The organism is Massilia sp. WG5 (assembly GCF_001412595.2).
Classification (GTDB): domain Bacteria; phylum Pseudomonadota; class Gammaproteobacteria; order Burkholderiales; family Burkholderiaceae_D; genus Telluria.
Genome location: NZ_CP012640.2, coordinates 5,539,486 through 5,563,948 on the forward strand (window position 1 = coordinate 5,539,486; position 24,463 = coordinate 5,563,948).

At 57.8% G+C, this 24,463-nt stretch carries 17 protein-coding genes, 2 tRNA genes and 1 pseudogene; 15 read left to right on the top strand and 5 right to left on the bottom strand.

Annotated elements, in window-relative coordinates; genetic code table 11:
* Positions 1–22: 22 nt before the first annotated feature.
* The 3 genes from AM586_RS24700 to AM586_RS24710 all read left to right on the top strand — a co-directional run bounded on the left by AM586_RS24700 (position 23) and on the right by AM586_RS24710 (position 4,794).
* Complete coding sequence (locus AM586_RS24700) at positions 23–3,352, top strand: AAA family ATPase (RefSeq protein ID WP_162600600.1); 3,330 nt, start codon at positions 23–25, stop codon at positions 3,350–3,352.
* Positions 3,353–3,463: 111 nt separating this feature from the next.
* Positions 3,464–3,799 carry a hypothetical protein gene (locus AM586_RS28450; protein ID WP_162600601.1) on the top strand — a complete coding sequence of 112 codons (336 nt, stop codon included), beginning with the start codon at positions 3,464–3,466 and terminating at the stop codon, positions 3,797–3,799.
* A 209-nt stretch (positions 3,800–4,008) separates the two neighbouring features.
* Positions 4,009–4,794: a hypothetical protein gene (locus tag AM586_RS24710; protein ID WP_162600602.1), complete on the top strand. Its 786-nt coding sequence runs from the start codon at positions 4,009–4,011 to the stop codon at positions 4,792–4,794.
* Here the strand turns inward: AM586_RS24710 and AM586_RS28455 are convergent.
* On the bottom strand, positions 4,791–5,645 hold the full coding sequence (locus tag AM586_RS28455; protein WP_162600603.1) for a hypothetical protein: 855 nt from the start codon (positions 5,643–5,645) through the stop codon (positions 4,791–4,793). The genes AM586_RS24710 and AM586_RS28455 overlap by 4 nt on opposite strands.
* Before the next feature lie 411 nt (positions 5,646–6,056).
* On the opposite strand from AM586_RS28455, the gene AM586_RS24715 reads away from it, so the two are divergent.
* Entirely contained in the window at positions 6,057–6,605 is a 549-nt protein-coding gene (locus AM586_RS24715) for a hypothetical protein (protein ID WP_109370525.1), read from the top strand.
* Between the two features lie 13 nt (positions 6,606–6,618).
* Entirely contained in the window at positions 6,619–7,479 is an 861-nt protein-coding gene (locus AM586_RS24720; RefSeq protein WP_162600604.1) for a hypothetical protein, read from the top strand.
* A 185-nt stretch (positions 7,480–7,664) separates the two neighbouring features.
* Here AM586_RS24720 and AM586_RS28460 read toward each other — a convergent pair whose 3' ends face one another.
* Together AM586_RS28460 and AM586_RS24725 are read right to left on the bottom strand one after the other, a co-directional pair.
* Positions 7,665–7,988, bottom strand: coding sequence for a hypothetical protein (locus AM586_RS28460; protein WP_162600605.1), 324 nt, complete (start codon positions 7,986–7,988; stop codon positions 7,665–7,667).
* A gap of 104 nt (positions 7,989–8,092) precedes the next feature.
* Positions 8,093–9,364, bottom strand: a complete 1,272-nt coding sequence (locus AM586_RS24725; RefSeq protein ID WP_082439528.1) for a site-specific integrase — start codon at positions 9,362–9,364, stop codon at positions 8,093–8,095.
* A gap of 153 nt (positions 9,365–9,517) precedes the next feature.
* On the opposite strand from AM586_RS24725, the pseudogene AM586_RS24730 reads away from it, so the two are divergent.
* The 7 genes and pseudogenes from AM586_RS24730 to AM586_RS24760 form a co-directional block, all read left to right on the top strand.
* Positions 9,518–10,489, top strand: a pseudogene (locus AM586_RS24730) (replication-associated recombination protein A); the annotation flags it as partial.
* Positions 10,490–10,664: 175 nt separating this feature from the next.
* Positions 10,665–10,865, top strand: coding sequence for a hypothetical protein (locus AM586_RS24735; RefSeq protein ID WP_047826463.1), 201 nt, complete (start codon positions 10,665–10,667; stop codon positions 10,863–10,865).
* A gap of 107 nt (positions 10,866–10,972) precedes the next feature.
* Positions 10,973–12,268 (top strand): serine--tRNA ligase, encoded by a 1,296-nt coding sequence (gene serS, locus AM586_RS24740; RefSeq protein ID WP_047826464.1) that lies wholly within the window; start codon positions 10,973–10,975, stop codon positions 12,266–12,268.
* An 80-nt stretch (positions 12,269–12,348) separates the two neighbouring features.
* Positions 12,349–12,438 (top strand) — tRNA-Ser (locus AM586_RS24745).
* 166 nt (positions 12,439–12,604) lie between these two features.
* Positions 12,605–18,304 (top strand): AAA family ATPase, encoded by a 5,700-nt coding sequence (locus tag AM586_RS24750; RefSeq protein ID WP_052234442.1) that lies wholly within the window; start codon positions 12,605–12,607, stop codon positions 18,302–18,304.
* 25 nt (positions 18,305–18,329) lie between these two features.
* Positions 18,330–18,689, top strand: a complete 360-nt coding sequence (locus AM586_RS24755; RefSeq protein ID WP_052234443.1) for a response regulator — start codon at positions 18,330–18,332, stop codon at positions 18,687–18,689.
* 65 nt (positions 18,690–18,754) lie between these two features.
* Positions 18,755–18,844, top strand: a tRNA-Ser gene (locus AM586_RS24760).
* Between the two features lie 143 nt (positions 18,845–18,987).
* Here the strand turns inward: AM586_RS24760 and AM586_RS29200 are convergent.
* Positions 18,988–20,601: a methyl-accepting chemotaxis protein gene (locus AM586_RS29200; RefSeq protein WP_047826465.1), complete on the bottom strand. Its 1,614-nt coding sequence runs from the start codon at positions 20,599–20,601 to the stop codon at positions 18,988–18,990.
* Positions 20,602–20,693: 92 nt separating this feature from the next.
* Positions 20,694–21,668 (bottom strand): class I SAM-dependent methyltransferase, encoded by a 975-nt coding sequence (locus AM586_RS24770; RefSeq protein ID WP_047826466.1) that lies wholly within the window; start codon positions 21,666–21,668, stop codon positions 20,694–20,696.
* A 190-nt stretch (positions 21,669–21,858) separates the two neighbouring features.
* Here AM586_RS24770 and AM586_RS24775 point away from each other — a divergent pair, with 190 nt between their 5' ends.
* The 3 genes from AM586_RS24775 (at position 21,859) to AM586_RS24785 (ending at position 24,454) form a co-directional block, all read left to right on the top strand.
* Positions 21,859–22,044: a hypothetical protein gene (locus AM586_RS24775; RefSeq protein WP_047826467.1), complete on the top strand. Its 186-nt coding sequence runs from the start codon at positions 21,859–21,861 to the stop codon at positions 22,042–22,044.
* Between the two features lie 15 nt (positions 22,045–22,059).
* Complete coding sequence (locus AM586_RS24780; RefSeq protein ID WP_047826468.1) at positions 22,060–22,929, top strand: neutral zinc metallopeptidase; 870 nt, start codon at positions 22,060–22,062, stop codon at positions 22,927–22,929.
* Positions 22,930–23,269: 340 nt separating this feature from the next.
* Complete coding sequence (locus AM586_RS24785) at positions 23,270–24,454, top strand: zinc-dependent alcohol dehydrogenase (protein WP_047826469.1); 1,185 nt, start codon at positions 23,270–23,272, stop codon at positions 24,452–24,454.
* The last annotated feature ends 9 nt before the right edge of the window (positions 24,455–24,463 follow it).

Sequence of the window (24,463 nt, forward strand, 5' to 3'; positions counted from 1 at the left end):
TATAGGTTCAGGCCAATACTTCATGAATGACATCACCTACTACCAAAAACAGTTCATTGCCGACGCTAGAAGAAACTTTCCTCAGTTCGCAAGTTTGACCGACGAAGAGCTAATGAAGAACGAACAGGTAAAAAAGGAAGTGAAGAATAATCCTCTTGCTCCGGTTTGGATTGGCAAGATTGCATCACATCTCGGCATTGAAGGACACATTGCAGACCTGGAAGGCTTCACCAAGGCATGCGCAGGATACACACCTACAAGCGATCTCAATAACAACCCTGTGAAGCTCAACAGTGAAGCGTTTGATGTCATTGACGGACAGATCCAGCTACCCACCACCAAGGAAGAGGAACGCAGGGTTGGCATGGAGATCATCTTCACGACAGCAAGCCAATGGAACGACATTTGGGCCATAGGTAGCGCTGAACTGCAAGACGAGATGACACAGATAAAGAACGAGGCTCTTGCCTTTGCCTTCGCTGAGATGGAGAGGGACGCCATCATCAGGAAAGGTGAGAACGGCCAAGTCTATGAAGAGAGAGCAGCCGGTTTGCTCGCCGTTCCCAACAATCATATTGAGAACCGCGGCCCAGCTGGTGGAACACCTGAGCCCTTTGGACACACCCACCTAGTCATCATGAACACAGCAATGGACCAGGAAGGCAACTTCTATGCACTTCTGAATGATTCCATCGCCAAGAATAAGGCCCATTACAACGCTTTGTATTCAATGAAAATGGCAGAGTTGGCAAGGGAAAGACTAGGCTTTGAACTTGAAGCGAAATACATCAAGGCTGATGAAAGAGAGCGCAACCCGTTCAAGCAAGATTCTGCTAGAGGTGTTCTAACCCTTGTCCCAAAGCTTGATGACAGGATGAAGAAGCTTGCTGAGATTTTTGGAAGACGCTCCAAAGAAATCAGTCAAACAGCAAAGGAAGAAGTGATTGCATTCTTGGATGGTCAGGAAGAGGTTCACGACGATCCATCATCAAGAGGTGATGAATTCGGCGCCGGTGTTGAGGCAAAAAGAATAGCGCAGCTAACCACTAAGAACAAAAAAACCGATATACCAATCAGTGAACTTAGAGCCATGTGGAAGCAGATGGCTAGAGAGCTTGACCCCATGCTTGATGAAAACTACATCAAGAGCTTCCAAAATTTTTCGCAAGCCAAACGCACAAGGGCAGACCTATTAAAGTCTATTGAGGCATCAGGTAAGACAATGGATCAGTTTGAGAGAGAACTGATTGAAAGCTACCACGATTATTCTAAGGAAGTGCTCACAAGAGAACCCCGCATCAAATCATTCTTTGCAATGAAGATGATTGAATACACCGACATGGCGACCGCTCAACAGGAAGCAGAAAGAATCTTCAGCAAGCACTTCGCAGCGAAAGCTGATGAAAGAACCTTAAGATTACATGATGCTATTGTGTCCAATAAGGACAATCTAACCATGCGTGAACAAGAGGACAAGCAGCTAAAGTTTAGTAGGGAAGTTGTATTCATTGACCGCAAAATGGAACACGATGAAAAGGAATGTGTTGCCGACTACAACGCACGCAGAACCGAAACAAACTTCGTTATATCTCACGATGTCGTCGCTTCGTATGTCCGCGAGATTGAAATTGATATGAACAAGAAAATCAAGGACGGAGAGAAAAGAAAAGGATTCACACCTGAACAACTTATCGCGATCTACAACAGCACAACAAAGACTGGTGGTCTAGTCATTGTAGAAGGTATTGCCGGAGGTGGTAAAAGCTTCCAAGCTAAGGCGACCAAAAAAGTATATGAGAAGGCCGGGTTCAAAGTTATCGCAGTTGGCACAAGTGCCAAGAACACCAAGAACCTTGCTGAGAGCATTGAGACTCAGGAATCTATGAACACTTCTAAGCTTCTATCAATGCTTGACAGCGGAAAGCTTCAGTTGGACAGCAAGACAGTCATCATTGCCGATGAAATGGGCATGCTTGACCAACGAGGCTGGACAAGGCTTTCTAAGCACATCAACAAGGCAGGAGCGAAGTTGATAGCAATGGGTCAGTCTAGTCAGCTCAAGGCCGTGGGAGCAGGCGACACCTTCAAGGTTCTAAGTGGCTTTGACTTCAACACCACAACATTGAAGGAGGTCTTCAGACAGAAGGAAGATTGGCAGAAGCAAGCTACGCAGCAGTTCTCTAATGGAAGCGGGAACCTTGCACTCAGAGCCTACTACGACAATGGCATGGTGGACATCGGCGCCAAGAACCTTCAGGAAGCAAGAGAGCGAGCAGTCAATAGCTACTTTGAAGCCAAAACAGATAGCAAGGTAATCATCACTGACAGCAATGAATCCGCTGACTTGCTCAACCAAGAAATTAGGAAGGTCCTGATTGAGAAGAATGCACTCTCTCAAGAGGCTATCACTATCAACACCGCTGATTTTGGAGAGAAAGAATTCAGAGTAAGAGATAAGGTGATGTTCTTGGGCAGCGGCACAACCCAATTCACTAATGAAGGAAAGGTCTACAAGAGGAAGCCTGGTAAGAAAGAAGAACCTGCTTTTGGTTTGCTCAACGGCGAGGAATTCACTGTAGTTGCGATTGATGCCAAGAGGAATACCATCACTCTTCAGAATGAAAATGGAACACATACAGTCAAAGCCGATCAGACTTTGACCATGACCCACGGCTACGCGTATTCAGTCCACAAGAGCCAAGGTCAGTCACTAGAATTTGTCATCCCCGTTCCGACAAAGGCTCAGGATTTGAACATGATGTATGTGGCGATGAGCCGACATCAGAAGGCGGTTAATCTCATCTTGAATGAGGAATTAAAGGGAGAAGCTACCGTAGCTGTTCAGAAAGGGAAGCCACTTCCTGAAGATGTAGCATTTGCCAAGGATCTCATCAAGTCCAAAGGTATCAAGTTGAAAGAAGGTGAGGATGTCGGGCTTTGGACCTATGGCAAAGTAAAGAAATTCATTGAAGCCAATTCCATTCAGAAGAAGCATCCAATGGATGACTATGAGAATGTCTTAATGGCTGCAACAGTTCAGGCCGAGAAAAAGACTACATACGACTACGAAATGATTGGGACAAGAGCCGCAGCACGACAGCAAGAACTTGTTCAGCGTGAAGCCCAGGCAGTCCACCAAGCTGACCAGGTGAAGAAGCATAAGGCAGTAGCTCTTTCTAGAGATGGTAGGGTCGTTAAAAATCTTAACGAAGCACACAGAACCGTCATCAATATCAATACACCGATTGACATGGCAAGAATCCGGGAACAAAAGCAAAGACAAATCTATGCTGAGCAGGTGCTTAACGAGCAGACTCAAAGAAGAAAGCAAACACGAAAGCAAAAGCAATGATGCAAAGCCACCTTCGGGTGGTTTTTTTTCTCTTATTATTTAAGCAAATAATATTGACTTCATGTTTAAATTAAGTAAGATAAATTAGAACCTCATTTTTAGGAGAATCAAATGCATGACGAAACCCAAATAACAACAGAAGAAAAGGCGAAGAAGCTGGTTGATACTATCCACAATCTAAATGATCAGTTTGATTTGCTAAGTGATCCGACCGAAGCAAAGATACATGGCGTAAACATATCTGATCATATAAAGCAGGGATTGAATCCGTATATTGACGCAACAGGACTGAATGATGGAAAGACCCTTTTGGAAGCTTCCAAGAAGATTCCTGACCTTCAAGATTATCTGTCTAAGGAAAATAGGGCAAAGCTTGACATGGAACGGCTCAAAAAAGAGCTTTATCCCAAGCAGGAAAAGCATCAAGCAGCAAAGTGCAAGATATAAATAAATAACCCCCAAATTCGGGGGTTATCGTTTTAACACACAACAAGGAATTTATTTATAAAGGACGAGATTTGACAGCGATATTAAGACTGACTTGGTTAAGATGCAAAAATAAAATCAAAAGTCAACTGCAACCGATATTTTTAAGCGTTTAATATTGACTTTGAAAATCCGTTTTAGTATATGTTTTAAAAATAATAGGAAAACATATGCTAACAGAAGAACAAATAAGAGAAGCAGGTAAGCAATACGCAAAAATCAACCCACAGCACGAAGAAGGCGAAAGCGAGGTTGATCCAACAGCACAGGACAGCCAAGGATATTCAGGTTCGGTGCTTTCTGCAATGGCGGCCAATCTAGAGGAAAACAAGCGGAAGGCTATGGATTTGATGGAAGACCTTGCGAACCAAGGCTATACGGCGATCAATTCCGACAGTTTGAAACATATGAAGGATGTTCTAGGAGAGGATGTGATTGAAGAGTTTTGGAAGAACAAAACTTCCATGCTTCCTGAGCACTTTGACCTCATCAACATCAGCAACAAGTCTAGAGCTCATACGATTGCCCAACTTATCGTCTATGCCGAGTTGATGAAGTCCATCCAGGCAAGCAACCAGGCTTCTTACGAAAAGGCGCTTGAAATAATGGTTGAGCAGTCCGACCTAATACGAAAAGCCATGTATCAAGATGGAAGACAAATACAAGAGGAAATTACGAAAGAGAGAAAAAATCTTGAGTCCGTCATATTGCAGAGTGCAAAGATACAGAATGAGATTGCAGCAACCCAAGCGAAGACCTTGAAACTCATTGAAGGGAGGATTGACACCTACATGGAAGAGAACATGGAAAGCTTGGCTACCACGATGGCAGGTAAAATTGCTAACGGTGTTTACAAAGCCAAGCTTAAAGATATTCAGCTTAAATCTAAATTATGCTTCTCTATCTTGGCCGGGGCATTTTTAGCTGTCGGCTTTGTCCTCGGAAAACTGATTTAGAAATATGGTGAAGCTACATAGGCAGCAACATCACCACCAAAATTGTCAGTAAGGGCTTGCTGTAGTCCTTCCTTTATATAGGAATGGACTTGACCGAGCCCTTTACTATTACCGCACAAAACGATGAGTGCAACCAAGGCAAGGATGCGTTTTTTATCTAGGATTTTGTAATCACCGATCCCGAAACCGTATTGAAGGTAGTGAGTCCCTTCAGCGTAGACGGCTGCTAAAGCATTCGGATGCATGCCCACTAGCTCTTTTAGAGTAAGAAAATAGTTGTCCCGTTCCTCACGGAGATCAACACAAGGGAGTTCTTGCCCATCTGCTTCAGCGTGTAACTCTTCCTTGTGTCTTAGCCAATGTTCGCTAGGAATGCTTGCCTCAAGCATAGCCTGAACTTTTTCCTCAACACTTAGCGAGCTAACCGGCTTCCAATCGTTAGCAAGCAGCCACCACGCAGACCGTTGAATTTGCTCAGCAAACTCTGTGTTCAAAAGATCATTGCAGAAGCCTTCATCCCTTTGAAGGACAGCCCATAGCGGCAATCCTGCCGGCCCTTTGTCCCAAGTTAACGCCGTGCCAGGTAGAGCCAGGTCAACGGCAAGGATGGCCTCTGACTTTGGGTTTACCGTCGCAGCCTTCCATTTAGACCAAGTGTCTTTGTTGGATAGTGCGTTAAGCACTTTATCAAACCTGTCTTGGTTCTTCGATTCAGAGCCCATCACCTTGAGACAGTATGAATACCAATCTAATTTTGCCAACTCAGCTTGGTGTCCACCCACCACCTTCATGCAGTGTTCCACCCAAGCTTGATTCTTGATCTCACTGACGGATTTTACTTTAATTGCCATAGTGGTTGTTTTAACAATCAGAAGCCGAAATTTTACCAGAGTTGATGCAAAAAAGGGCCCGCAAACTGCATCGAATTAGAAATCAACAAACAGCATAATAGCAACACTTAAACAAAAAAAAGGAAAATATGAAACAAATTAACCCATTCAACTATATGGACAAAGTAACTCGCGCAAACATCTACGCGAAATTTCTTATGGAAGGCGTCACAAAAGATGCATTGCTTGAGTGTTTTGGTGATGATTTTTGTGAGGCAATGAGCGGCTTGATAAGTTTTAGTTTGTTTGAGACTAAGAGGAGTCTGTCTGATGTCTCAAGCATTAGGTTTTACGATTGTGACAGCGGAAGGGGTAAGAAAACCATGATCACGCGAATTAAATTCAAATAACGAGAAAGGGAGACATAGAACAATGGAGAAGCTGGTAAAAACAATGAGGAAAAGAATTTACGACGCGATCAATCGACTTTTTTATAATTGCCACGATGCCGGAGGAATTGTAATAAGAAAGGTTGGCAACTCCTTCAGGGTGGCTTTCACTGAAGAGCATGACAACGGATTTGTCTACGATGTCGAAATAACCCCTGAAGCAGTTGCGGTTTTTCTCGGAGAGCTAGAAGTGTTGGCTGAGAGGCTATGGTGCCATTATCAGAAGATTGAAGATGAATTATACGAAGGGAAAGGATCGCATATGAATGTTAAAAACTATAGTTTTTATTACAAGCTTGAAGAGGAAGAGTATGAAGAGGATGGTACTGGGAACTATGGGTTAGTCTCAACTATTAATGACGCATATGTTTCATTGGTTGAGCCCTCCGAACTTCTATCATATTTGGCGCAATATAAAAATATTTTGGAGAACATGATCGGGAAGAAGGTAATTGTTCTGGAAGGTATGGACTCGGAATATAGGGTTCTCGTGGAGTTTGATAAACATGCAGGAAATATAATCGAAGTTTAAAAAGGGGGTGATAATGAAAAACAAACACAAAGCACTAGGTGAAAAAGTTCAGGCCGTATTTAATGCTATGAGCCGCAGGAATACAGGCGCAAGGCAGGTGATTGATGATTTGATGCAGTTGGCTTGCAACCTGATCACTGAGCCGGCCTTTATTCCGAGGGCATTCAAAAACACTTTGTATTGCTATAGAGATGGCTTTCGTAACGAGCTAAGCCACTACAAAGAAGAACCCAAAGCTTGGGCGCTATTGCAAGAGCTCTATTTTGACTACCAGCGAGCAATCCTGGACAACGAGCCTTTCACGGATATTGTTGGAATGATGTATGACGAGAACATTGGGAAGAACGACATGGGGCAGTTCCTGACACCACCGGATCTTGCGAACAACCTCATGCCGTTTTTGATTGGTGCTGTAGCGCCCAAGATTACGGAGCCAACCAGGATTGGTGATATCTGTGGGTGCGGCGCCGGTTCACTGATCCTTGGACAAATCAAAGGATTTATCCAAGGGCAGGGTGAAGAAGTAGCAAAACATCTTCATGTTGTTGGCGTTGATTTGGATGTGCGAATGGTTCGGATGACGACAGCCCAAGTAGTTCTGTCTTCAATCTTTCATCGTATTCCTTTGGGAAGCTTCACTTCATACCGTGCAAATGCGATTACCGAGTTTGGTTATACGGCTGAAGAAGATGAAAAAAACTTGGCGTATTTCTGGCGGCCCGAAGTTCCGAATGATGAATATTTCAAGGCGATCTTTGCCAAAGAACTTCATGCATTAGAACAAATCACCGACCGTTGGAAGTCTGAGAGGAAGGAGGAAGTGACAACAGTTCAGATCAATGGGGTAGTAAAGGACACTGAGATTGTAATCTAAGGAGCAATCATGATCCAAGAAAACAAAGCCAGCGTGAAAGCTGGCTTTCTTATTTTAAAGGTATGCGATTCCGATGCCCACGACTTACCCACATTATCCACAGCTTCCCAAGTCCCTTTGCCTATTTTTTAGGATAGGCCAGACTTGGCAAATCTTCGATTTGGCTGTGGATAATATGGATAAGTCTATTTAGGTATGTAAGGGGGGATCGCACTTACTTCTGTAAGTATATCTTTAACATTTTCTTTGTAAAACCATACTTCAGCATAACCGCCGTTGTTTTGTGCTACTAGCCTAGAGTCCTCAATAGAATCAAAGGATTTGTACTTGGCGAGATAAGCTTCATATTCTACTTTGCTGAAGTCTCCCGCGCTTAACACTTGAACAGATATGGTAGAAGGCTTTTTCGAAAGATCGATAAAAAGAGTTTCGGTTATTTTTCCTTGACGAAGAAGCTTTGCATGAGTCGCGCCTTTGCAAATGTTAGTTTCTATAAAATCAAGCATCATCCCTCCCTTAAGTTTCTTTTATGCTGCTCTTAAATTCTTCTTTGGTCGGAAGAAGAATGGCATGTTTCCCGCTCAGGTATCCTAGCGACAAAATCAGTGATCCTCTATCTGTCGGCATTATAGGTTTGGTGTGTAATATCGCTATTCTGATGGCCACTCAGCAAGGAAATCTCTTTTGGTGTCAGCGGCTCACCATTTTGTAGCTTCTTAATGATATCTTGAATGTCGCTACCTATCTTTTTTTGTTCTTTCTCGATTTCGCTTGGCTTAACACCAAATACTTTTGCTAGCTGAAAGGTGTTGCCTTCACTTCTGCGAAGATTCGTCGTGATAGCCGTTCTCCTTGTATCGTTCCAAATTGGCCTAGTTCTGGGATTGTCATAAAGATCGTTCTGCTTCAAGGCATCAACCCAATAAGCCCTCATATTATAATAGGTAAGTTTGAAAATCTTGCCGGAAGCTTTCCTATGTTCCTTTAGGTAGTTGAAGAACTCATCATGAAGTGGGACTTCTCTTGCCCTGCCGTTCTTTGTCTGCTTTTCGGTAAGGTGAACAAGTTGCTTTTTCCAATCAATGTTTTCCCACTCCATTCTCAGGCATTCGACACGGCGAACACCTGAATAGATGCATTGTATGAAGCACCAATAAGGCTCAAGATTGGTCTTCAATGAAAGAAATTGGGCTATCTTTCCAATGTCATCATCTGAAAGAACAGTTTTCCTATCATTTTGTGGCTTTGGTTTGATGCCTTTGGGTAGGAGCTTGACCGGATTTTGAATGCCATTTTCAAACTGCTTAAAATAGTCGTAAGCATTGGTAAAGGCGCCAGAGATCGTGGTCAGTTCACGAAGTAGTGTGTTGTTGGCAATGCCGTGGTCTTTCCGGACTTCTATGTAGGCTTTAATAATATAGAAGTCTACGGTGCTAGCGAAGAAGTCCCCGAACCTGATCCCATCATTGACATAATCAAATTCACAGTCGAGCATTGCTTTAACGATGGTCTTTGAATATTTATAGTTATTGATCCGGTGCTGTATTGCTTTGTAAGGAATTTTTACACTTGGGATTTGTTTAAGGCATCGGTTTTCATTCGATTTTCTTGAAGTTTCAGACTGCTTGGACAGCTTTTTGCTGTAGTGCGCCTGTAGTAGCTGCCTCATATCTACTTGATTTGTTTCCTCAATAAGTGCTGTAATGGCACTTACACCACTAAGTTCTTTAGATTTTTGTTCTTCCCAATCAAGTGCCAAGCTTTCGGTTTCGAAAAGTTTGCTGTAAGTTTTACCGTTGTAGCGTAGCTGACCCCGAAACTTCACAACGGTTTGCTCGCGCTTGGTCCTTGGGTTTGTTCGTGTGTATTCAATACGATAGGGCATCGCATGGCTCCTGTAGACTGTGACACTTCGACAAAAGCACAATGACCGAAACTTGTGCTTTCCTTGTGCTTCAAGTGCCTATTTTTGTGCTGTTTCCAAATCATAACACGCTGTAAGTACTTAATCTATAACGACTTACTTTGCTTTTTTGGGCGCTTCAACAAGTCGCAGCAGGATGCCTTGCTGCCGTTCGTGGAATCGGGCCTGGTGACCCTGATCGGCGCCACCACCGAGAACCCGTCCTTCGAAGTCAACTCGGCGCTGCTGTCGCGCTCCCAGGTCTATGTGCTGAAGGCCCTGAACGACGACGAGATGCGCCAGCTGCTCAAGCGCGCCCAGGAGCGCGTGCTGCAGGACCTGCAGTTCGACGAGGTGGCCGTGCAGACCCTGGTCGGCTATGCGGACGGCGACGCGCGCCGCTTCCTCAACCTGCTGGAGCAGACCAAGACCTCGGCCGACACCTCCGGCATCACGCACATCACCGGCGAGTTCGTCGAGAACGCGCTGACCCTGAACGCGCGCCGCTTCGACAAGGGCGGCGACAATTTCTACGACCAGATATCCGCGCTGCATAAATCGGTGCGCGGCTCGCATCCGGACGCCGCGCTGTACTGGCTGTGCCGCATGCTGGACGGCGGCGCCGACCCCAAATACCTGTCGCGCCGCATCGTGCGCATGGCCTGGGAAGACATCGGCATCGCCGACCCGCGCGCGATCCAGCTCGCCAACGACGCCGCCGAGACCTTCGAGCGGCTCGGTTCGCCCGAGGGCGAGCTGGCGCTGGGCCAGGCCGTGATCTACCTGGCGATCGCGGCCAAGAGCAATGCCGGCTACAACGCCTTCAACGCCGCCATGGCCTTCGTCAGGAAAGACAAATCGCGCGAGGTGCCGGTCCACCTGCGCAATGCGCCGACCAAGCTGATGAAGGAACTCGGCTACGGCCACGCCTACCGCTACGCCCACGACGAGCCGCATGCCTACGCGGCCGGCGAGACCTACCTGCCGGACGGGATGCCGGAGCCGGGCTGGTACCAGCCGGTGCCGCGCGGGATCGAGGCCAAGATCGCCGACAAGCTGGCCTGGCTGCGCAGCCTCGATGATGGGGCGCGCGACGGCGGCGGCTGAGCGTTGCAGGGCGCCCGGCGACGCTTGCCGCGCGCCGGAAAAGAGCGGCTTTTTCGCGTTTCATCCCGCCTTTCGTGCGCTTCGTCGCAAGCCGATGGAGCCGGGGGAGGGGAATGGCTACAGTAGCACCATACCGAAGCGATTCTTCATCTCACCGAACCCAAAGGAGCACATCATGAAACTGCGTAAAAACCTCGAAGGCCTGTTCATCGTCGCCGCCGTCGTGACCAACTTCGCCAGCTACGCCGTGGCCTCGGCCCAGGCGCCGGACGCGGTCCGCGCCGCCCCGGCTGCGGCCGCCGTGAACCCGAAAGTGCCGGTGGTCGTGGTCAAGGCCCACCGCCTGAGCGCCGCCGAGAAAGCCGCGCTGAACTGAAGCACCAATCGATCGGCGAACCGATCGACGAAACTCGCGGACCAGTGGCTGTCGGCTTGGTACAATTGCGCATTCGATAAAACCCATCGCAACGCAACGACCCCGACATGATTGACATCCAACTTCTCCGCAAAGACATCGACAACGTCGCAGCGCGCCTCGCGACCCGCAAGTTCCAGCTCGACGTCGCCGGCTTCAATGCCCTCGAAGCCGAGCGCAAGGCGATCCAGACGCGCACCGAGGAACTGCAGGGCAAGCGCAACAGCCTGTCCAAGCAGATCGGCATGCTGAAGGGCAAAGGCGAAGACACCAGCGCCGTGATGGCGGAAGTGGCCGGCATCGGCGACGAGCTGAAGGCCAACGAAGTCGCCCTGGCCCAGGTGCAGGAAAAGATGGCGCACTTCATGCAGAACATCCCGAACCTGCCGCACGAGTCCGTGCCGGTCGGCCAGGACGAATCGGGCAATGTCGAAGTGCGCAAGGTCGGCACGCCGCGCGTGTTCGATTTCGAAGTGAAGGACCATGTCGACGTCGGCGCCCCGCTGGGCCTGGACTTCGACACCGCGACCAAGCTGACCGGCTCGCGCTTCTCGGTCATGAAGGGCGGCATCGCCCGTCTGCACCGCGCGCTGGCCCAGTACATGCTGGACACCCATACCGACCGGCACGGCTACACCGAGTGCTACACCCCGTACATGGTGAACGCGGATTCGCTGTACGGCACCGGCCAGCTGCCGAAGTTCGGCGAAGACCTGTTCGCCGTGAAGAAGGGCGGCATCGAAGGCGAGGGCGAGAACTTCTACCTGATCCCGACCTCGGAAGTCACGCTGACGAACACGGTGCGCGACGAGATCGTGGCGCTGGACAGCCTGCCGATCAAGATCACCGCCCACACCCCATGCTTCCGCTCGGAAGCCGGCAGCTACGGCCGCGACACCCGCGGCATGATCCGCCAGCACCAGTTCGACAAGGTCGAGCTCGTGCAGATCGCGCATCCGGAAAAGTCGTACGAAGCGCTGGACGAAATGGTCGGCCAGGCCGAGACCATCCTGAGGAACCTGGGCCTGCCGTACCGCGTGATGGCGCTGTGCACCGGCGACATGGGCTTCGGCGCCGCCAAGACCTACGACCTGGAAGTCTGGCTGCCGGCGCAGAACACCTACCGCGAGATCTCCTCGCTGTCGAACATGGAAGCCTTCCAGGCCCGCCGCATGCAGGCCCGCTTCCGCAACGCCCAGAACAAGCCGGAATTGCTGCACACCCTGAACGGCTCCGGCCTGGCGGTCGGCCGCACCCTGGTCGCCGTGCTGGAGAACTACCAGCAGGCCGACGGCAGCGTGCTGATCCCGGAAGCGCTGCGTCCGTACATGGGCGGCCTCGAGCGTCTGGTTCCGGCTGCCTGAGCGGCCGCGTAAATTGCTCTTCCGTTTTCGCCTGGGGCTGCTATAATGTGGCCTCTCGCGAATACAGCGACCGGTTACCAGGAGAGGTGGCAGAGTGGTCGAATGTACCTGACTCGAAATCAGGCGTACGGGTGACCGTACCGTGGGTTCGAATCCCACCCTCTCCGCCAAGATGTAAAACAAAAAGGCTCCTCCGGGAGCCTTTTTGTTTTTGTGGCGCAGGCGAACGCGTCCGCCAGGCCCTGTCTCTTTCGCAATTACAAGTCATCAACTTCGCCAAAGGTGTTATTCTGGCGCACCATGAATTAACAATCTGATTTATGCGCTGGAGTGCCTGTGTCCAAGTCCGATAACCGCGTCGCCCCAGCCGCTCACCGCAAGTCCAGGTCCTTCCATACGAACCGCCGCTACACCTTCCGCCGTACGCAATACCGGGGCCAGTCCTGCGTCGTCAAGTCGACGCAAACCTCGCCCGGCGATGCCGGCCTCATCGCTTCCCTGCGCCACGAATACGAGCTCCTCCACGGCCTCGACCTGCCCGGCATCGTGACGGTGCGCGCCCTGGTCGAGGAAAGCCAGGCGCTGGAGATGGTGATGGACGATGCCGGCCCGGAAAACCTCGCTGCGCGCATCGCCGCCGGCCCGCTGCCGACCGCCGCTCTGCTGGACCTCGGCTGCCAGCTCGCGCTGGCAGTATCCGGACTGCATGAAGCGGGCATTGTCCACCGCAACATCAACCCGGCCAACATCGCCTGGGATCCGGCCTCCGGCAAGGCCAGCCTGCTCGACTTCCAGATCGCCATGTCGCTGTCGGCGCTGGCGGTCGACAGCGTCAGCCCGGCCCATCTCGAAGGAAACCTGGCCTATATTTCCCCCGAACAGACGGGGCGCACCGGCCGGTCCGTCGACTCGCGCGCCGATCTGTATTCGCTCGGCGCGACCTTGTACGAGCTGGCGACCGGCGTGCGGCCGTTCACCGCGCAGGATCCGGTCGAGCTGGTCCATGCCCAGCTGGCGCGCATCCCGAAACCGCCGCACGGCGTCCATCCCGGTGTCCCGCCGCTTGTCTCCGCCATCATCCTGAAACTGCTCGAGAAGGAGCCGGAGCGCCGCTACCTGAGCGCACAATCGCTGCTGGCCGACCTGCAGGAAGCACGCCGGCAGTGGACGGCGACCGGTGCGCTGGCGTCCTTCGCCCTGGCCAGCGGCGATGTGCCGCGCCAGCTGTCCATCCCGGAAAAGCTGTACGGACGGATGGGCGAGAGCGCGCTGCTGCGCCAGGCCTTCGACCGGATGGGCGCGGGACAGCGCGAGCTGGTGCTGGTCACCGGCACGCCCGGCATCGGCAAATCGGCGCTGGTCCAGCAACTGCAGCACGCCGTCATCGAGCAGCGCGGACACTTCATTAGCGGCAAGTTCGACCAGCTCCAGAGCAATCTCCCGTACGCCGGGCTCGGCGAGGCATTCCGCAAGCTGGTGCGGCACCTGCTCACCGAACCGGAAGCCGCGCTTGCGGCGTGGCGTGCTCGGATACAGGAAGCGGTCGCGCCGAACGGGCAGGTGCTGACCAGCGTGATCCCGGAGATCGAAAGCATACTCGGTCCCCAGCCGCCGCTCGCGGAACTCGGGCCGCTCGAAGCAAGGAACCGCTTCGCCCAGGTATTCACCTCGTTCCTCGACGTGTTCGCACAATCCGGGCGTCCGTTCGTCTTCTTCCTCGACGACTTGCAGTGGATGGACGCGGCCTCGCTGCAACTGGTCGAGCAATGGCTCGCCGGCAGCGGCGCTGACAAGCTGCTGATCATCGGCGCCTACCGCGACAGGGAAGTCAGCCCGGCCCATCCTCTGGCGCTGTTCCTGGGGCAACTGCGCGAAGCGAAGGTGCGCCTGCTGGAGATCCATCTGGACGGGCTCGACGCGCGCGACGTGACGGCGATGCTCGCCGACGCCCTGAACCAGGAACCCGGCCATTGCGCGGAACTGGCCGGACTGGTGCTGGGCAAGACCGCGGGCAACCCCTTCTTCATCAGGCGCCTGCTGCATTCCCTGTACCACGACGGCCTGCTCCGTTTCGATGTCCAGGCCCGGGCCTGGCACTGGGACGTCGATGACATCAGGCGCGCGCCGGTCGGCGACAACGTCCTCGAACTGATGGTGCAGAGCATCGGGCGCCTGCCCGAGGCGACCCGCTGCCTGCTGCGGGTCGCGGCCTGCATCGGCCACCAGTTCGACGTGGGCAGGCTGGCGGAGGCCACCGGGCGCTCGCGCGCGGCGGCCATCGAAGCGCTCTGGCCGGCGCTCGACGACGGCCTGTTGCTGCCGCTGCGGGATGCCTACAAGGCCTTGCGCCATGCAGGACCGCTCGACCGCGAGCTGGCCGGCCTGCCGGTCCTGATGCGCTTCGTCCACGACCGGGTGCAGCAGGCCGCCTATTCCTTGTTGAGCGAGGAGGGGCGCCAGGCGATCCATCTGGACATCGGACGGCGTGCGCTGGCGAATATCGCGCCGGGCCAGCTCGACGCCCAGCTGTTCGCGGTGGTCGACCAGCTCGATTTCGGCGCGGCGCTGGTCACCGACCTGGCCGAACGCCTGCAGCTGGCCGAACTGAACCTGGCGGCGGGACGCAAGGCAAAAGCGTCGGCCGCCTACCAGTCGGCCTTCGACTACCTGGGCGTCGGCGTGCGCCAGTTGCCGCCAGGGGCCTGGCAGGACCATCCGGCGCTGAGCTTCGCGCTCCACCGCGAGCTGGCCGAGAGCGCCTACCTGAGCGGCCGTCATGCGCAGGCCGAACAGCTCATCGAGACCGCGCTCGCGCATGCGCCGTCGAGCGTGGCCAGGGCCGACCTGTACAGCCTGCGCGTGCTGGCCGCCACCGTGGCGAGCGACTGGGGCGGGGCGCTGCGCTGGGGGCGCGAGGGATTGGCCGTGTTCGGCCACGCCTGGCCGCTCGAGGGCTTGCCCGAGGCTAACGAAGCGGAAGCGCAGGCGGTGATGCGGAACGTCGGCGCGCGGCGCTTCGAGGACCTGGTCGGGCAGCCCGAAGTCGACGACGAAGAAACGCGCGCCGCGATGCGCCTGCTGTCGCTGCTGGGGCCGCCGGCTTACTTCAGCGGCTCCGAGGTGCTGACCTTCCTGGTCACCCGCAGCACCAACCTGTCGCTGCTGCACGGACCTTCGCTGTTCTCGGCCTACGCCTATGTGTTCTACGGCGCCATCCATAACGCGCGCACCGGTGAATACGACGTCGGCCATGCCTTCGGCAAGCTGGCGCTGGCGCTGGCGCAACGCTTCGGCAACCGGGCCGAGGAGAGCCGCACGCTCGAGGTCTTCGGGCTGGTGGTGCAGGTCTGGCGCGAGCGCCTGCACCACAGCCTGCCCCTGATGCGGGAAGGACACCGGGCCGGCGTCGAGTCCGGCGAACTCGCGTATGCGGCCTTCAACCTGTGCGGGATACTCATCAATGGCTTGCCGGCGGGCGTGCCGCTTGCGAGCCTGCTGGCGGACTCGGCTGTGGCGATCGATTTCGCCGCGCGCCACCAGAATCGGACCGCCATCGAAATTGCGCTCCCGTTCCGCCAGTTCGCGCGCGCGCTCACCGGCATGACGGCCGGCGCCGGCAGCTTCGACGACGCCGATTTCGACGAGGCCCGCTTTCTCGAGGACGCCGCCGGCAACCAGACCGCGATCGGCCAGCTCCACGTCGCCAGGCTGCAGGCGGCCTTCCTGTTCGGCGACCTCGATGCCGCGCGCCGCAACGCACGCCAGGGCGCGGCCTGCCTGCAGTCCGGCATCCTGGGCATGGTGAGCTCGGCCGAGCACAGCTTCTACAGCGCCTTGACGCTGGCGGCAATATACGCGGCCGCGCCGCAGGAGGAGCACGGGGCGCTGCTCGGGGAAATCCGCAGCCTGCATGCGCAGCTCGCCGCCTGGGCGCGCCATTGTCCTGAAAATTTCCTGCACAAGCAGCGCCTGGTCGAAGCAGAGCTCGAGCGGCTCGCCGGCTCGCCCTGGCAGGCCATGACCCTGTACGGCGAGGCCGTCGAGGGGGCGCAGCGGTCCGGCTTCGTGCAGGATGCGGCGCTGGCGAACGAACTGGCGCACCGCCTGTTCCTCGCTCACGGCCAGGCGCGCGTGGCGGCGGTCTACCTGCAGGCGGCGCTGGCGAGCTATCGGCAGTGGGGCGCCACGGCCAAGCTGCGGGCCCTCGAGGAAACCCACGCCGGCCTGCCGGGCAAGCAGGCGCAGGCGTCGCTGCCGGAGCCGCGAACCGCGTTCGCGCTCGACGCGCTGGGCCTGATCAAGGCGTCGCAGGCGATTGCCGCCGAGACTGTCCTCGAACGCCTGTTCGAACGGATATTGCAGATCGTCGTCGAAGTGGCGGGCGCGCAGAAGGGGATGCTGCTGCTCGGCGAGCCGGCCGCGCTCAGGCTGCGGGCCCGGACCGACGCCGAAGGCAGCGCCAGCGTGCTCGAAGACTTGCCCCTGGCCGATTGCGCCATGCTGCCGCGTGCGATCATCCGCTACGTCGCCCGCATGCAGGTGCCGCTGGTGCTGGACGATGCCACGGCGCGCGGCCAGTTTGCCGACGATCCCGAAGTAAAGCGCCTGGGGCTGCGCTCCGTGCTGTGCGTGCCGCTCAGGATGCAGGTGCGGGTGGTCGGCCTGCTGTACCTGGAAAACCATGCAATGGCCGGGGCCTTTGCCGCCGCGCGGGTCGACGTGGTGCAGGCGCTGGCGGCGCAGGCCGCGATTTCGCTGGAAAACAGCACGCTGCTGGCGGCGCGCGTGCGCGCGGAAGCCGCGGCGCGCTTCCTGGCCAGCGCCGGCGCGGCGCTGGCGGAGTCGCTCGACTATGGCAAGACGCTGGCGCGCGTGGTGGCGCTGGCCGTGCCGGCTTTCGCGGACTGGTGCGTCCTCGACCTGGTCCGCAGCGACGGCCGCGCAGTGCGCGCCGAGATCGCCTTCGCCGATCCGGCGGATGCCGCCCTGGCAGAGGCGCTCAAGCGCTTCACCGCGGCCGACGGCCATGGTGGCCACCCACCGACGCAGGTCCTGGGAAGCGGGCAGGCGGTGCTGCTGGCCAGCATCTCGGATGGACAGCGGCGCGGCATGGCCCAGGACGACGAGCATGGCCGCCTGATCGGCCAGCTGGCGCCGCGCTCGATGATGGCCGTGCCGCTGGCGGCGCGCGGCCGCATGCTCGGCGTGCTGACTTTCATCCTGACGCGCGCAAACCGCCAGTACGACCAGGCCGAGCTGGCGGTGGCGCGCCAGCTTGCCGACCGCTGTGCGCTGGCGATCGACAACGCCGGCCTGTACGAGGCGGCCCAGAACGCGATCCAGGTCCGCGAAGATTTCCTTGCAGTGGCCTCGCACGAGCTGAAGACGCCGCTCACGCCGCTGCAGCTGCAGATCCACCTGATCGAGCGGCGGCTGCCCAAGCTGATCGAGAATCCGGAAAGCGCGGCCTGGCTGCTCAAGAGCCTGGCGACCCTGCAGCGTCAGGGCAAGCGCCTGGACCGGCTGGTCAATGAACTGCTGGATATCTCGCGGATCGCCGGCGGCCAGCTCACGCTCGCCCCCGAACCGGTCGACCTGGCCGAGATCGCGCGCCATGTCGTGGAGCGGCTCGAGGAAAGCGGCGAGCTGGCGCAGTCGGGCTCGCGCCTGAGCCTGCAATGCGGCGAGGGCATCACCGGCTACTGGGACCGGCTGCGTCTGGAACAGGTGCTCACCAACCTGGTATCGAACGCGATCAAGTATGGCGAAGGCAGGCCGGTCGCCTTGCTGGTGAGGGTGGACGCGGCGGAGGCGGTGGTCGAGGTGTCCGACCGCGGCCTGGGCATCGAGCCGGAGCACCTGCAAAGGATCTTCGGCCGCTTCGAGCGGGCGGTCTCCGCAAGGCAGTACGGCGGATTGGGGCTGGGCCTGTACATCGCCAGCCAGATCGTCGCCGCGATGGGCGGCTCGATCGGGGTTGCCTCGACCCTGGGCGAGGGATCGACCTTCACCGTCAGGCTGCCGCTGCCGGTTTGAATCAATTGCGTTTAAAATAATAGCCATGCACCGAACCATACTGATCGTCGACGATGACGCCGACATCCGCGACGTGCTCTCGGATTTCCTGGAAGACGAGGGCTACGCCGTCGCCACCGCCGCCAACGGCCGCGAAGCGCTTGCCCATCTGCAAGCACATCCGCAGACCTCGGTGGTCTTGCTCGATTTAATGATGCCCATCATGAACGGCTTCCAGTTCCGGACCGAGCAAAAGGCCGATCCGGCGATCGCAGCGGTGCCGGTGGTGGTGATGACGGCCAGCGGCGCGCTCGGGTCGGGAACGATCGACGCCAGGGAGGTGCTGGCCAAGCCGCTCGACCTGGAACGCCTGCTGGCCGCGCTTGGCGGCGCGAGCCCGCAATAGACCTTGTCACATTCCAATCCCTTGACTATAATGCGTGCTCTCGCGAATACAGCGACCGGTTACCAGGAGAGGTGGCAGAGTGGTCGAATGTACCTGACTCGAAATCAGGCGTACGGGTGACCGTACCGTGGGTTCGAATCCCACCCTCTCCGCCAGAAAAAGAAAAAGGCTCCCCTCGGGGAGCCTTTTTTCGTTTCGGGCCCTTCGAATCGGGCCGACTGCTGTTGATTTGTGCGCCCGGCGCACAAATCAACAGCGCCGCGCGCCGAGGGCGCGCGTTTTCTCCTCTGATATCCCCTCAGCGGGCCGCCAGCGCCACCCGCCGCCCCGGCGCCGCCAATGCCGGCGTCTCGGCCTGCCCCCCCACCTTGAACACGCTCACCAGCTTCGCCAGCTCCCCCGCCTGCTGCTGCATCGCCGCCGCCGCCGCCGCCGCTTCCTCGACCAGGGCCGCGTTCTGCTGGGTCACGCCGTCCATGTCCATGATGGCGCGGTTGGCCTGTTCGATGCCGTGGGTCTGCTCCAGCGTGGCCGCGCTGATGTCGGCCATGATGTTGGCCACCTTGCCGATGCTGTCGACCACTTCGCTCATGGTCAGGCCGGCCTGGTCGACCAGCCTGGCGCCGGTGTCGACCTTGCCGACCGAGTCGTCGATCAGGGCCTTGATCTCCTTGGCCGCCGCGGCCGAGCGCTGGGCCAGGTTGCGCACTTCCGAGGCCACGACCGCGAAGCCGCGGCCCTGTTCGCCGGCGCGGGCCGCTTCCACGGCCGCGTTCAGCGCCAGGATATTGGTCTGGAAGGCGATGCCGTCGATGACGGAGATGATATCGACGATCTTCTTCGAGGACGCGTTGATCGAGCCCATGGTGTCCACCACCTGGGCCACGACCTCGCCGCCGCGCGCCGCCACGCTCGATGCGGTGCGCGCCAGTTCGTTGGCGGTCTGGGCGTGACCGGCGTTCTGTTTCACGGTCGAGGTCAGCTCTTCCATCGTCGACGCGGTTTCTTCCAGCGAACCGGCCTGGACTTCGGTGCGGCTCGACAGGTCGGCGTTGCCGCTCGCGATCTCGCTCGAGGCGTGGGCGATGTGGTGGGTGGCCTGGCGCACGTGGCCGACCAGGTCGGCCAGCTTGCCGCGCATGGCCTCCATGGCGAACAGCAGGCTGCCGCGGTCGCCGGCCTGCAGTTCGACCTTCAGGTCCAGCTCGCCGTCGGCGATGCGGCCGGCGATCTCGGCCGCGTAGGCCGGCTCGCCGCCCAGCTGGCGCAGCAGGCTGCGCGTGATCAGCCAGGCCATGAAGCCGCCGAGCAGGAGGGCGGCGAGGGTGATGATCAGGGTCTGGCGCCGCGCCGCCTGGTGCGCGGCCGCGGCCTGGTCGGCGGCAGCGTTCAACTGCTGGTCGAGGTGTTGCACCATATCGTCCATCGCGATGATGGTCCTGGTCTGCAGGGGCTGCAGTTCGTCCAGCAGCACGCGGTTCGACTGCTCGCGCTGGCCGGCCTTGACCAGCGCCGTCATCCTGGTCACCACGTCGACCGCGGCGGCGCGGGTGGCGGCGATCCGGTCGAGGTCGGCCTTTTCGGCGGCGGTGGAAATCATGGCGGCGAGCTTGTCGGACAGCGTCTTGTACTCGGCGCGGTTGGCCGCCAGGCGCTTGTTTTCGGCGTCGATCTCGGCCTGCTCGCTCATCAGGGCAATGTTGCGGCCGTTGATGATGGCGTTCATCACCGACTGGCGCAGACCCGTCACCAGGCGCACCTTGACGTTGTCGCTGTCGACGATCCGGGTCATCTCTTCCTGCATGGTCGCCATGTTGGCGATGCCGTTGATGGCCAGGGCCACCATCAGGACGAGAACGAGAGAAAATGCGAGCGCGAGCCGCGCCCAGACCTTGAGCTGGGTGATCTTCATATGCAAGTGGGGTGATATTGGCGGGAGAGCCGATTATATGGCTCAACAATAATTGCCAACCAGAAATTCAAACCTTCATTACAAGGCAGTAATCATTCTGTGGCTTTTTGCCGACTCACCGCGTGCAGCCAGACCGCGGCGATGCGTTCCACCTGCTCGTAGCCCTCGCAGTCGAGCTGGCCGCCGAAGATGTCCGGATCCAGCTCCTCGTAGCGCCATTCCTCGCAGGCGGCGTCGAGCAGCGGACGGATCGCGGCGAGAAAGCGGTCTTCGCCGTCGACGATGGCGACCCCGGTGTAGAGCAGCAGGCTGCCGCCCGGCTGCAGGCGCGCCAGGGCGGTCTTGACGATCCGGATCGACAGCTCGGCGCCGTGTTCGCCGCCGCCGTGGCGGTAGGCCAGCTCGTCCGGATCGAGGATGTAGGGCGGGTTCGACATCACGAGGTCGAAGCGGCCGTCGACGCCGTCCAGCAGGTTGCTGCGGCAGGGGATGAATTGCGCGGCGCCGTTCAGCTCGGCGTTGATCCCGGCAAGCGCCAGTGCGTCCTCGTTGATGTCGGCGCCATAGACGGTGGCGTCGGGGCAGCACAGGGCCAGTTCGATCGCGCCCGGCCCGGCGCCGCAGCCGATATCGACCGCACGCCGGACCGGACGCCGCAGCAGGGGCGAGGACAGCGCGCGCCGCAGCGCCGCGACATAGCGGTAGGTATCGGGACCGAAGAACACGGCGTCCTCGTCGTCGGTCGGCCAGGCCGAGTGGAAGTAGAGATTGCGGCCGATGGTCGAGGCCCGTACGCGCGCGCGGCGGCCGGCCGCGCCGTCCTGTTCGACGTCGTCGACCAGCCCGGCTTCAAGCAGCCCTGACGCGATCTCCGACGGCAGCACGCCGTCGCGCCAGGGCCGGCTCCAGCCGAGCGCGCCGCGCAGGTCCTGCGCCCAGGCGTTTTCCGGGCGCCGGTTGACGCGGCGGTGGGTGGCCGGGGTGACCGTGGTGAAGCGGTAATCGCGCTCGAGCAGCCGGCGGCCGAGGGCGGAAAGGGCGGTTGGCGAGCGCAGGTTCAGGGGCATGGCGCCAGCATGCAGGCGGCGCGCGCGCGTCTCCGTGCGCCAGCGTACATAGCGCGATCTTCGGCTACAATCCGAGCGCACCGAAAAGCCGATGCACTATGTGAAGGGTCGTACATACCCCGCAGGCATGCCCGCGCATACTGCGGGAACAGGCTGGGCGATGGCGCCCGGCCGCACTTCAAGGATCATCATGAGCACGAAATTGCCGAATGCCGCCCTCAATACCCGTCTCGAGCGCGAAGTTGAACGCGAACGCCACGAACGTCACCTGCACGATGAATGGCGCGCCGGGATCGCGGCCGACGAGGAATTCCGCAACAAGGATGTGCGCGAGCAGACAGGCTCGGTGAGCCTGAAGCGCCCCACGGGACGATAAAGCAAGGAGAACACTATGCGTTGGCAAGGCGATGAGCAGAGCAATAATGTGGAGGACCGCCGCGGCGGAGGCGGCGGTGGTGGTTTCGGCATCGGCGGCGGCACGGTCGGCATCGGCACGATCGTCATCGCGCTGATCGGCTCCTGGTTCTTCGGGGTCTCGCCCAGCACCATCCTCAGCCTGCTGTCCGGCGGTTCGCCGGCCCAGGTGCAGCAGGCGCCGTCGCACCCGCCCGCGAACGACCAGGAGACCCAGTTCGTGCGCACGGTGCTGCGCTACACCGAAACCACCTGGACCCAGATCTTCAAGGCGAATGGCGCCACCTACACGCCGCCGATCCTGGTACTGTACGACGGCCGCACGCCGACCCAGGGCTGCGGCACCGGCCAGGCCGCCGTCGGTCCCTTCTACTGCCCGGCCGACCGCAAGGTCTACATCGACCTGACCTTCTTCCGCATGATGCAGCAGCGCTTCCACGTCGGCGGCGAATTCACCCAGGCCTACGTGATCGCGCACGAGGTCGGCCACCACGTGCAGAACCTGCTGGGCATTTCCGGCAAGGTCGACAGCATGCGCCAGCGCCTGTCCGAGACCGAGGCCAACGCGCTGTCGGTGCGGGTCGAACTGCAGGCCGACTGCTTCGCCGGTGTCTGGGCCTACCACACCAACGAAGCCAAGCAGATCATCGAACAGGGCGACGTCGAGTCGGCCCTGAAGGCCGCCAGCGCGATCGGCGACGACGCCCTGCAGCGCCAGTCGCGCGGCGAGGTGGTGCCGGATTCCTTCACCCACGGCACCTCGGCGCAGCGCGTGCGCTGGTTCACGAAGGGTCTGCAGACGGGTTCGGTGGAGCAGTGCAATACCTTCGAAGCCCGCCAGCTGTAGTGGGAGCCTCGCAAACCTACTGCGCGTCGCATTGGCGGCCTGCGATGCTCGCCGTACCGGATGTACGGCTGCGCTTCTCGGCCACCACTGCTTCCGCTCGCTACGGTTTTCGAGGCCCCTGTTGAGCTGCGTGTCAGTCCCGATGAACCGGCCGCTTTTGCGGCCGTTGTTGTTTCTGGAGGATAAGAAATTTCCTTTTAAAAACAAACACATAAGAATTTGATGAGAAAATCCGTGTACGTTTCCGTGCGCGTATCGCCTTCCTTATCGTTTTGACATAAGGTCTTGTCCAAGAGCCCGTTCATGAGCTGCGGGCCGTCAACCAAGCCGAGGAGGACATATGCTGGCAATGAATTACCGGGGGCCATATCGCGTTCGCGCCGACCACAAGCCCGATCCCATGATCGAGCATCCTGGCGACGCCATCGTGCGCGTGACGCGTACCTGCATCTGCGGTTCCGACCTGCACCTGTACCATGGCATGGTGCCTGATACCCGTGTCGGCCATACCTTCGGCCACGAGTTCATCGGCGTGGTCGAGGACGTGGGATCGGAAGTGCAGACGCTGAAACCCGGCGACAGGGTCATGGTGCCGTTCAACCTGTTCTGCGGCTCCTGCTTCTACTGCCAGCACGAGCTGTTCGGCAACTGCCACAACACGAATCCGGAAGCGACCGCCGTCGGCGCCATCTACGGTTACTCGCACACCGCCGGCGGCTACGACGGCGGCCAGGCCGAGTACGTGCGCGTGCCGATGGCGGACGTCGGCCCGATGCTGATCCCGGACGACATCCACGATGACGACGCGGTGCTGCTCACCGACGTCACGCCGACCGGCTACCAGGCCGCCGAGATGGGCGACATCAGCGAAGGCGATACCGTGGTGATCTTCGGCGCCGGTCCGATCGGCCTGCTGGCCGCCAAATCGTCCTGGCTGATGGGCGCGGGACGCGTGATCGTGGTCGACGAGCTCGAGTACCGCCTCGAATTCGCCAAGCGCTGGGCCCAGTGCGAGACGGTCAACTTCCGCGAAGTCAACGACATGGCCGAGCACATCAAGAAGATGACGGACTGGATGGGCGCCGACGTCTGCATCGACTGCGTGGGCGGCGACGCCGCCGGCTCGATCGCCCAGACCCTGACCGGACGCCTGATGAAGATGCAGGCCGGTTCCTCGACCGTGCTGCATTGGGCCATCAACTCGGTGCGCAAGGGCGGCAACGTCTCGATCGTGGGCGTGTACGGTCCGACCTTCAATATGGTCCCGATGGGCAACGTGCTGAACAAGGGCCTGACGATCCGCGCCAACCAGGCCAGCGTGAAGCGCCACCTGCCGCGCCTGATCGAGCACATCCGCGAAGGCCGCCTGAGCCCGAAGGACATCATCACGCACCGCGTGCCGCTGGAAGAGGTGGCCGACGCTTACCACATCTTCTCGAGCAAACTCGATGAGTGCATCAAGACCGTCCTGATCCCGCCGCGCGCCCATGAGGTCCGCGCCGTCCAGGCCAGCGCAATGCATTAAGGAGCCAGC

Bases quoted from the DNA above. Each gene is read 5' to 3' on its own strand.
- AM586_RS24785 (WP_047826469.1), top strand. From the start codon at position 23,270: ATGCTGGCAATGAATTACCGGGGGCCATATCGCGTTCGCGCCGACCAC.
- AM586_RS24770 (WP_047826466.1), bottom strand. From the start codon at position 21,668: ATGCCCCTGAACCTGCGCTCGCCAACCGCCCTTTCCGCCCTCGGCCGC.
- serS (WP_047826464.1), top strand. From the start codon at position 10,973: ATGATTGACATCCAACTTCTCCGCAAAGACATCGACAACGTCGCAGCG.
- AM586_RS24720 (WP_162600604.1), top strand. From the start codon at position 6,619: ATGAAAAACAAACACAAAGCACTAGGTGAAAAAGTTCAGGCCGTATTT.
- AM586_RS28450 (WP_162600601.1), top strand. From the start codon at position 3,464: ATGCATGACGAAACCCAAATAACAACAGAAGAAAAGGCGAAGAAGCTG.
- AM586_RS24715 (WP_109370525.1), top strand. From the start codon at position 6,057: ATGGAGAAGCTGGTAAAAACAATGAGGAAAAGAATTTACGACGCGATC.
- AM586_RS28455 (WP_162600603.1), bottom strand. From the start codon at position 5,645: ATGGCAATTAAAGTAAAATCCGTCAGTGAGATCAAGAATCAAGCTTGG.
- AM586_RS24700 (WP_162600600.1), top strand. From the start codon at position 23: ATGAATGACATCACCTACTACCAAAAACAGTTCATTGCCGACGCTAGA.
- AM586_RS24710 (WP_162600602.1), top strand. From the start codon at position 4,009: ATGCTAACAGAAGAACAAATAAGAGAAGCAGGTAAGCAATACGCAAAA.
- AM586_RS24780 (WP_047826468.1), top strand. From the start codon at position 22,060: ATGCGTTGGCAAGGCGATGAGCAGAGCAATAATGTGGAGGACCGCCGC.
- AM586_RS24755 (WP_052234443.1), top strand. From the start codon at position 18,330: ATGCACCGAACCATACTGATCGTCGACGATGACGCCGACATCCGCGAC.
- AM586_RS24735 (WP_047826463.1), top strand. From the start codon at position 10,665: ATGAAACTGCGTAAAAACCTCGAAGGCCTGTTCATCGTCGCCGCCGTC.
- AM586_RS28460 (WP_162600605.1), bottom strand. From the start codon at position 7,988: ATGATGCTTGATTTTATAGAAACTAACATTTGCAAAGGCGCGACTCAT.
- AM586_RS24775 (WP_047826467.1), top strand. From the start codon at position 21,859: ATGAGCACGAAATTGCCGAATGCCGCCCTCAATACCCGTCTCGAGCGC.
- AM586_RS24725 (WP_082439528.1), bottom strand. From the start codon at position 9,364: ATGCCCTATCGTATTGAATACACACGAACAAACCCAAGGACCAAGCGC.
- AM586_RS29200 (WP_047826465.1), bottom strand. From the start codon at position 20,601: ATGAAGATCACCCAGCTCAAGGTCTGGGCGCGGCTCGCGCTCGCATTT.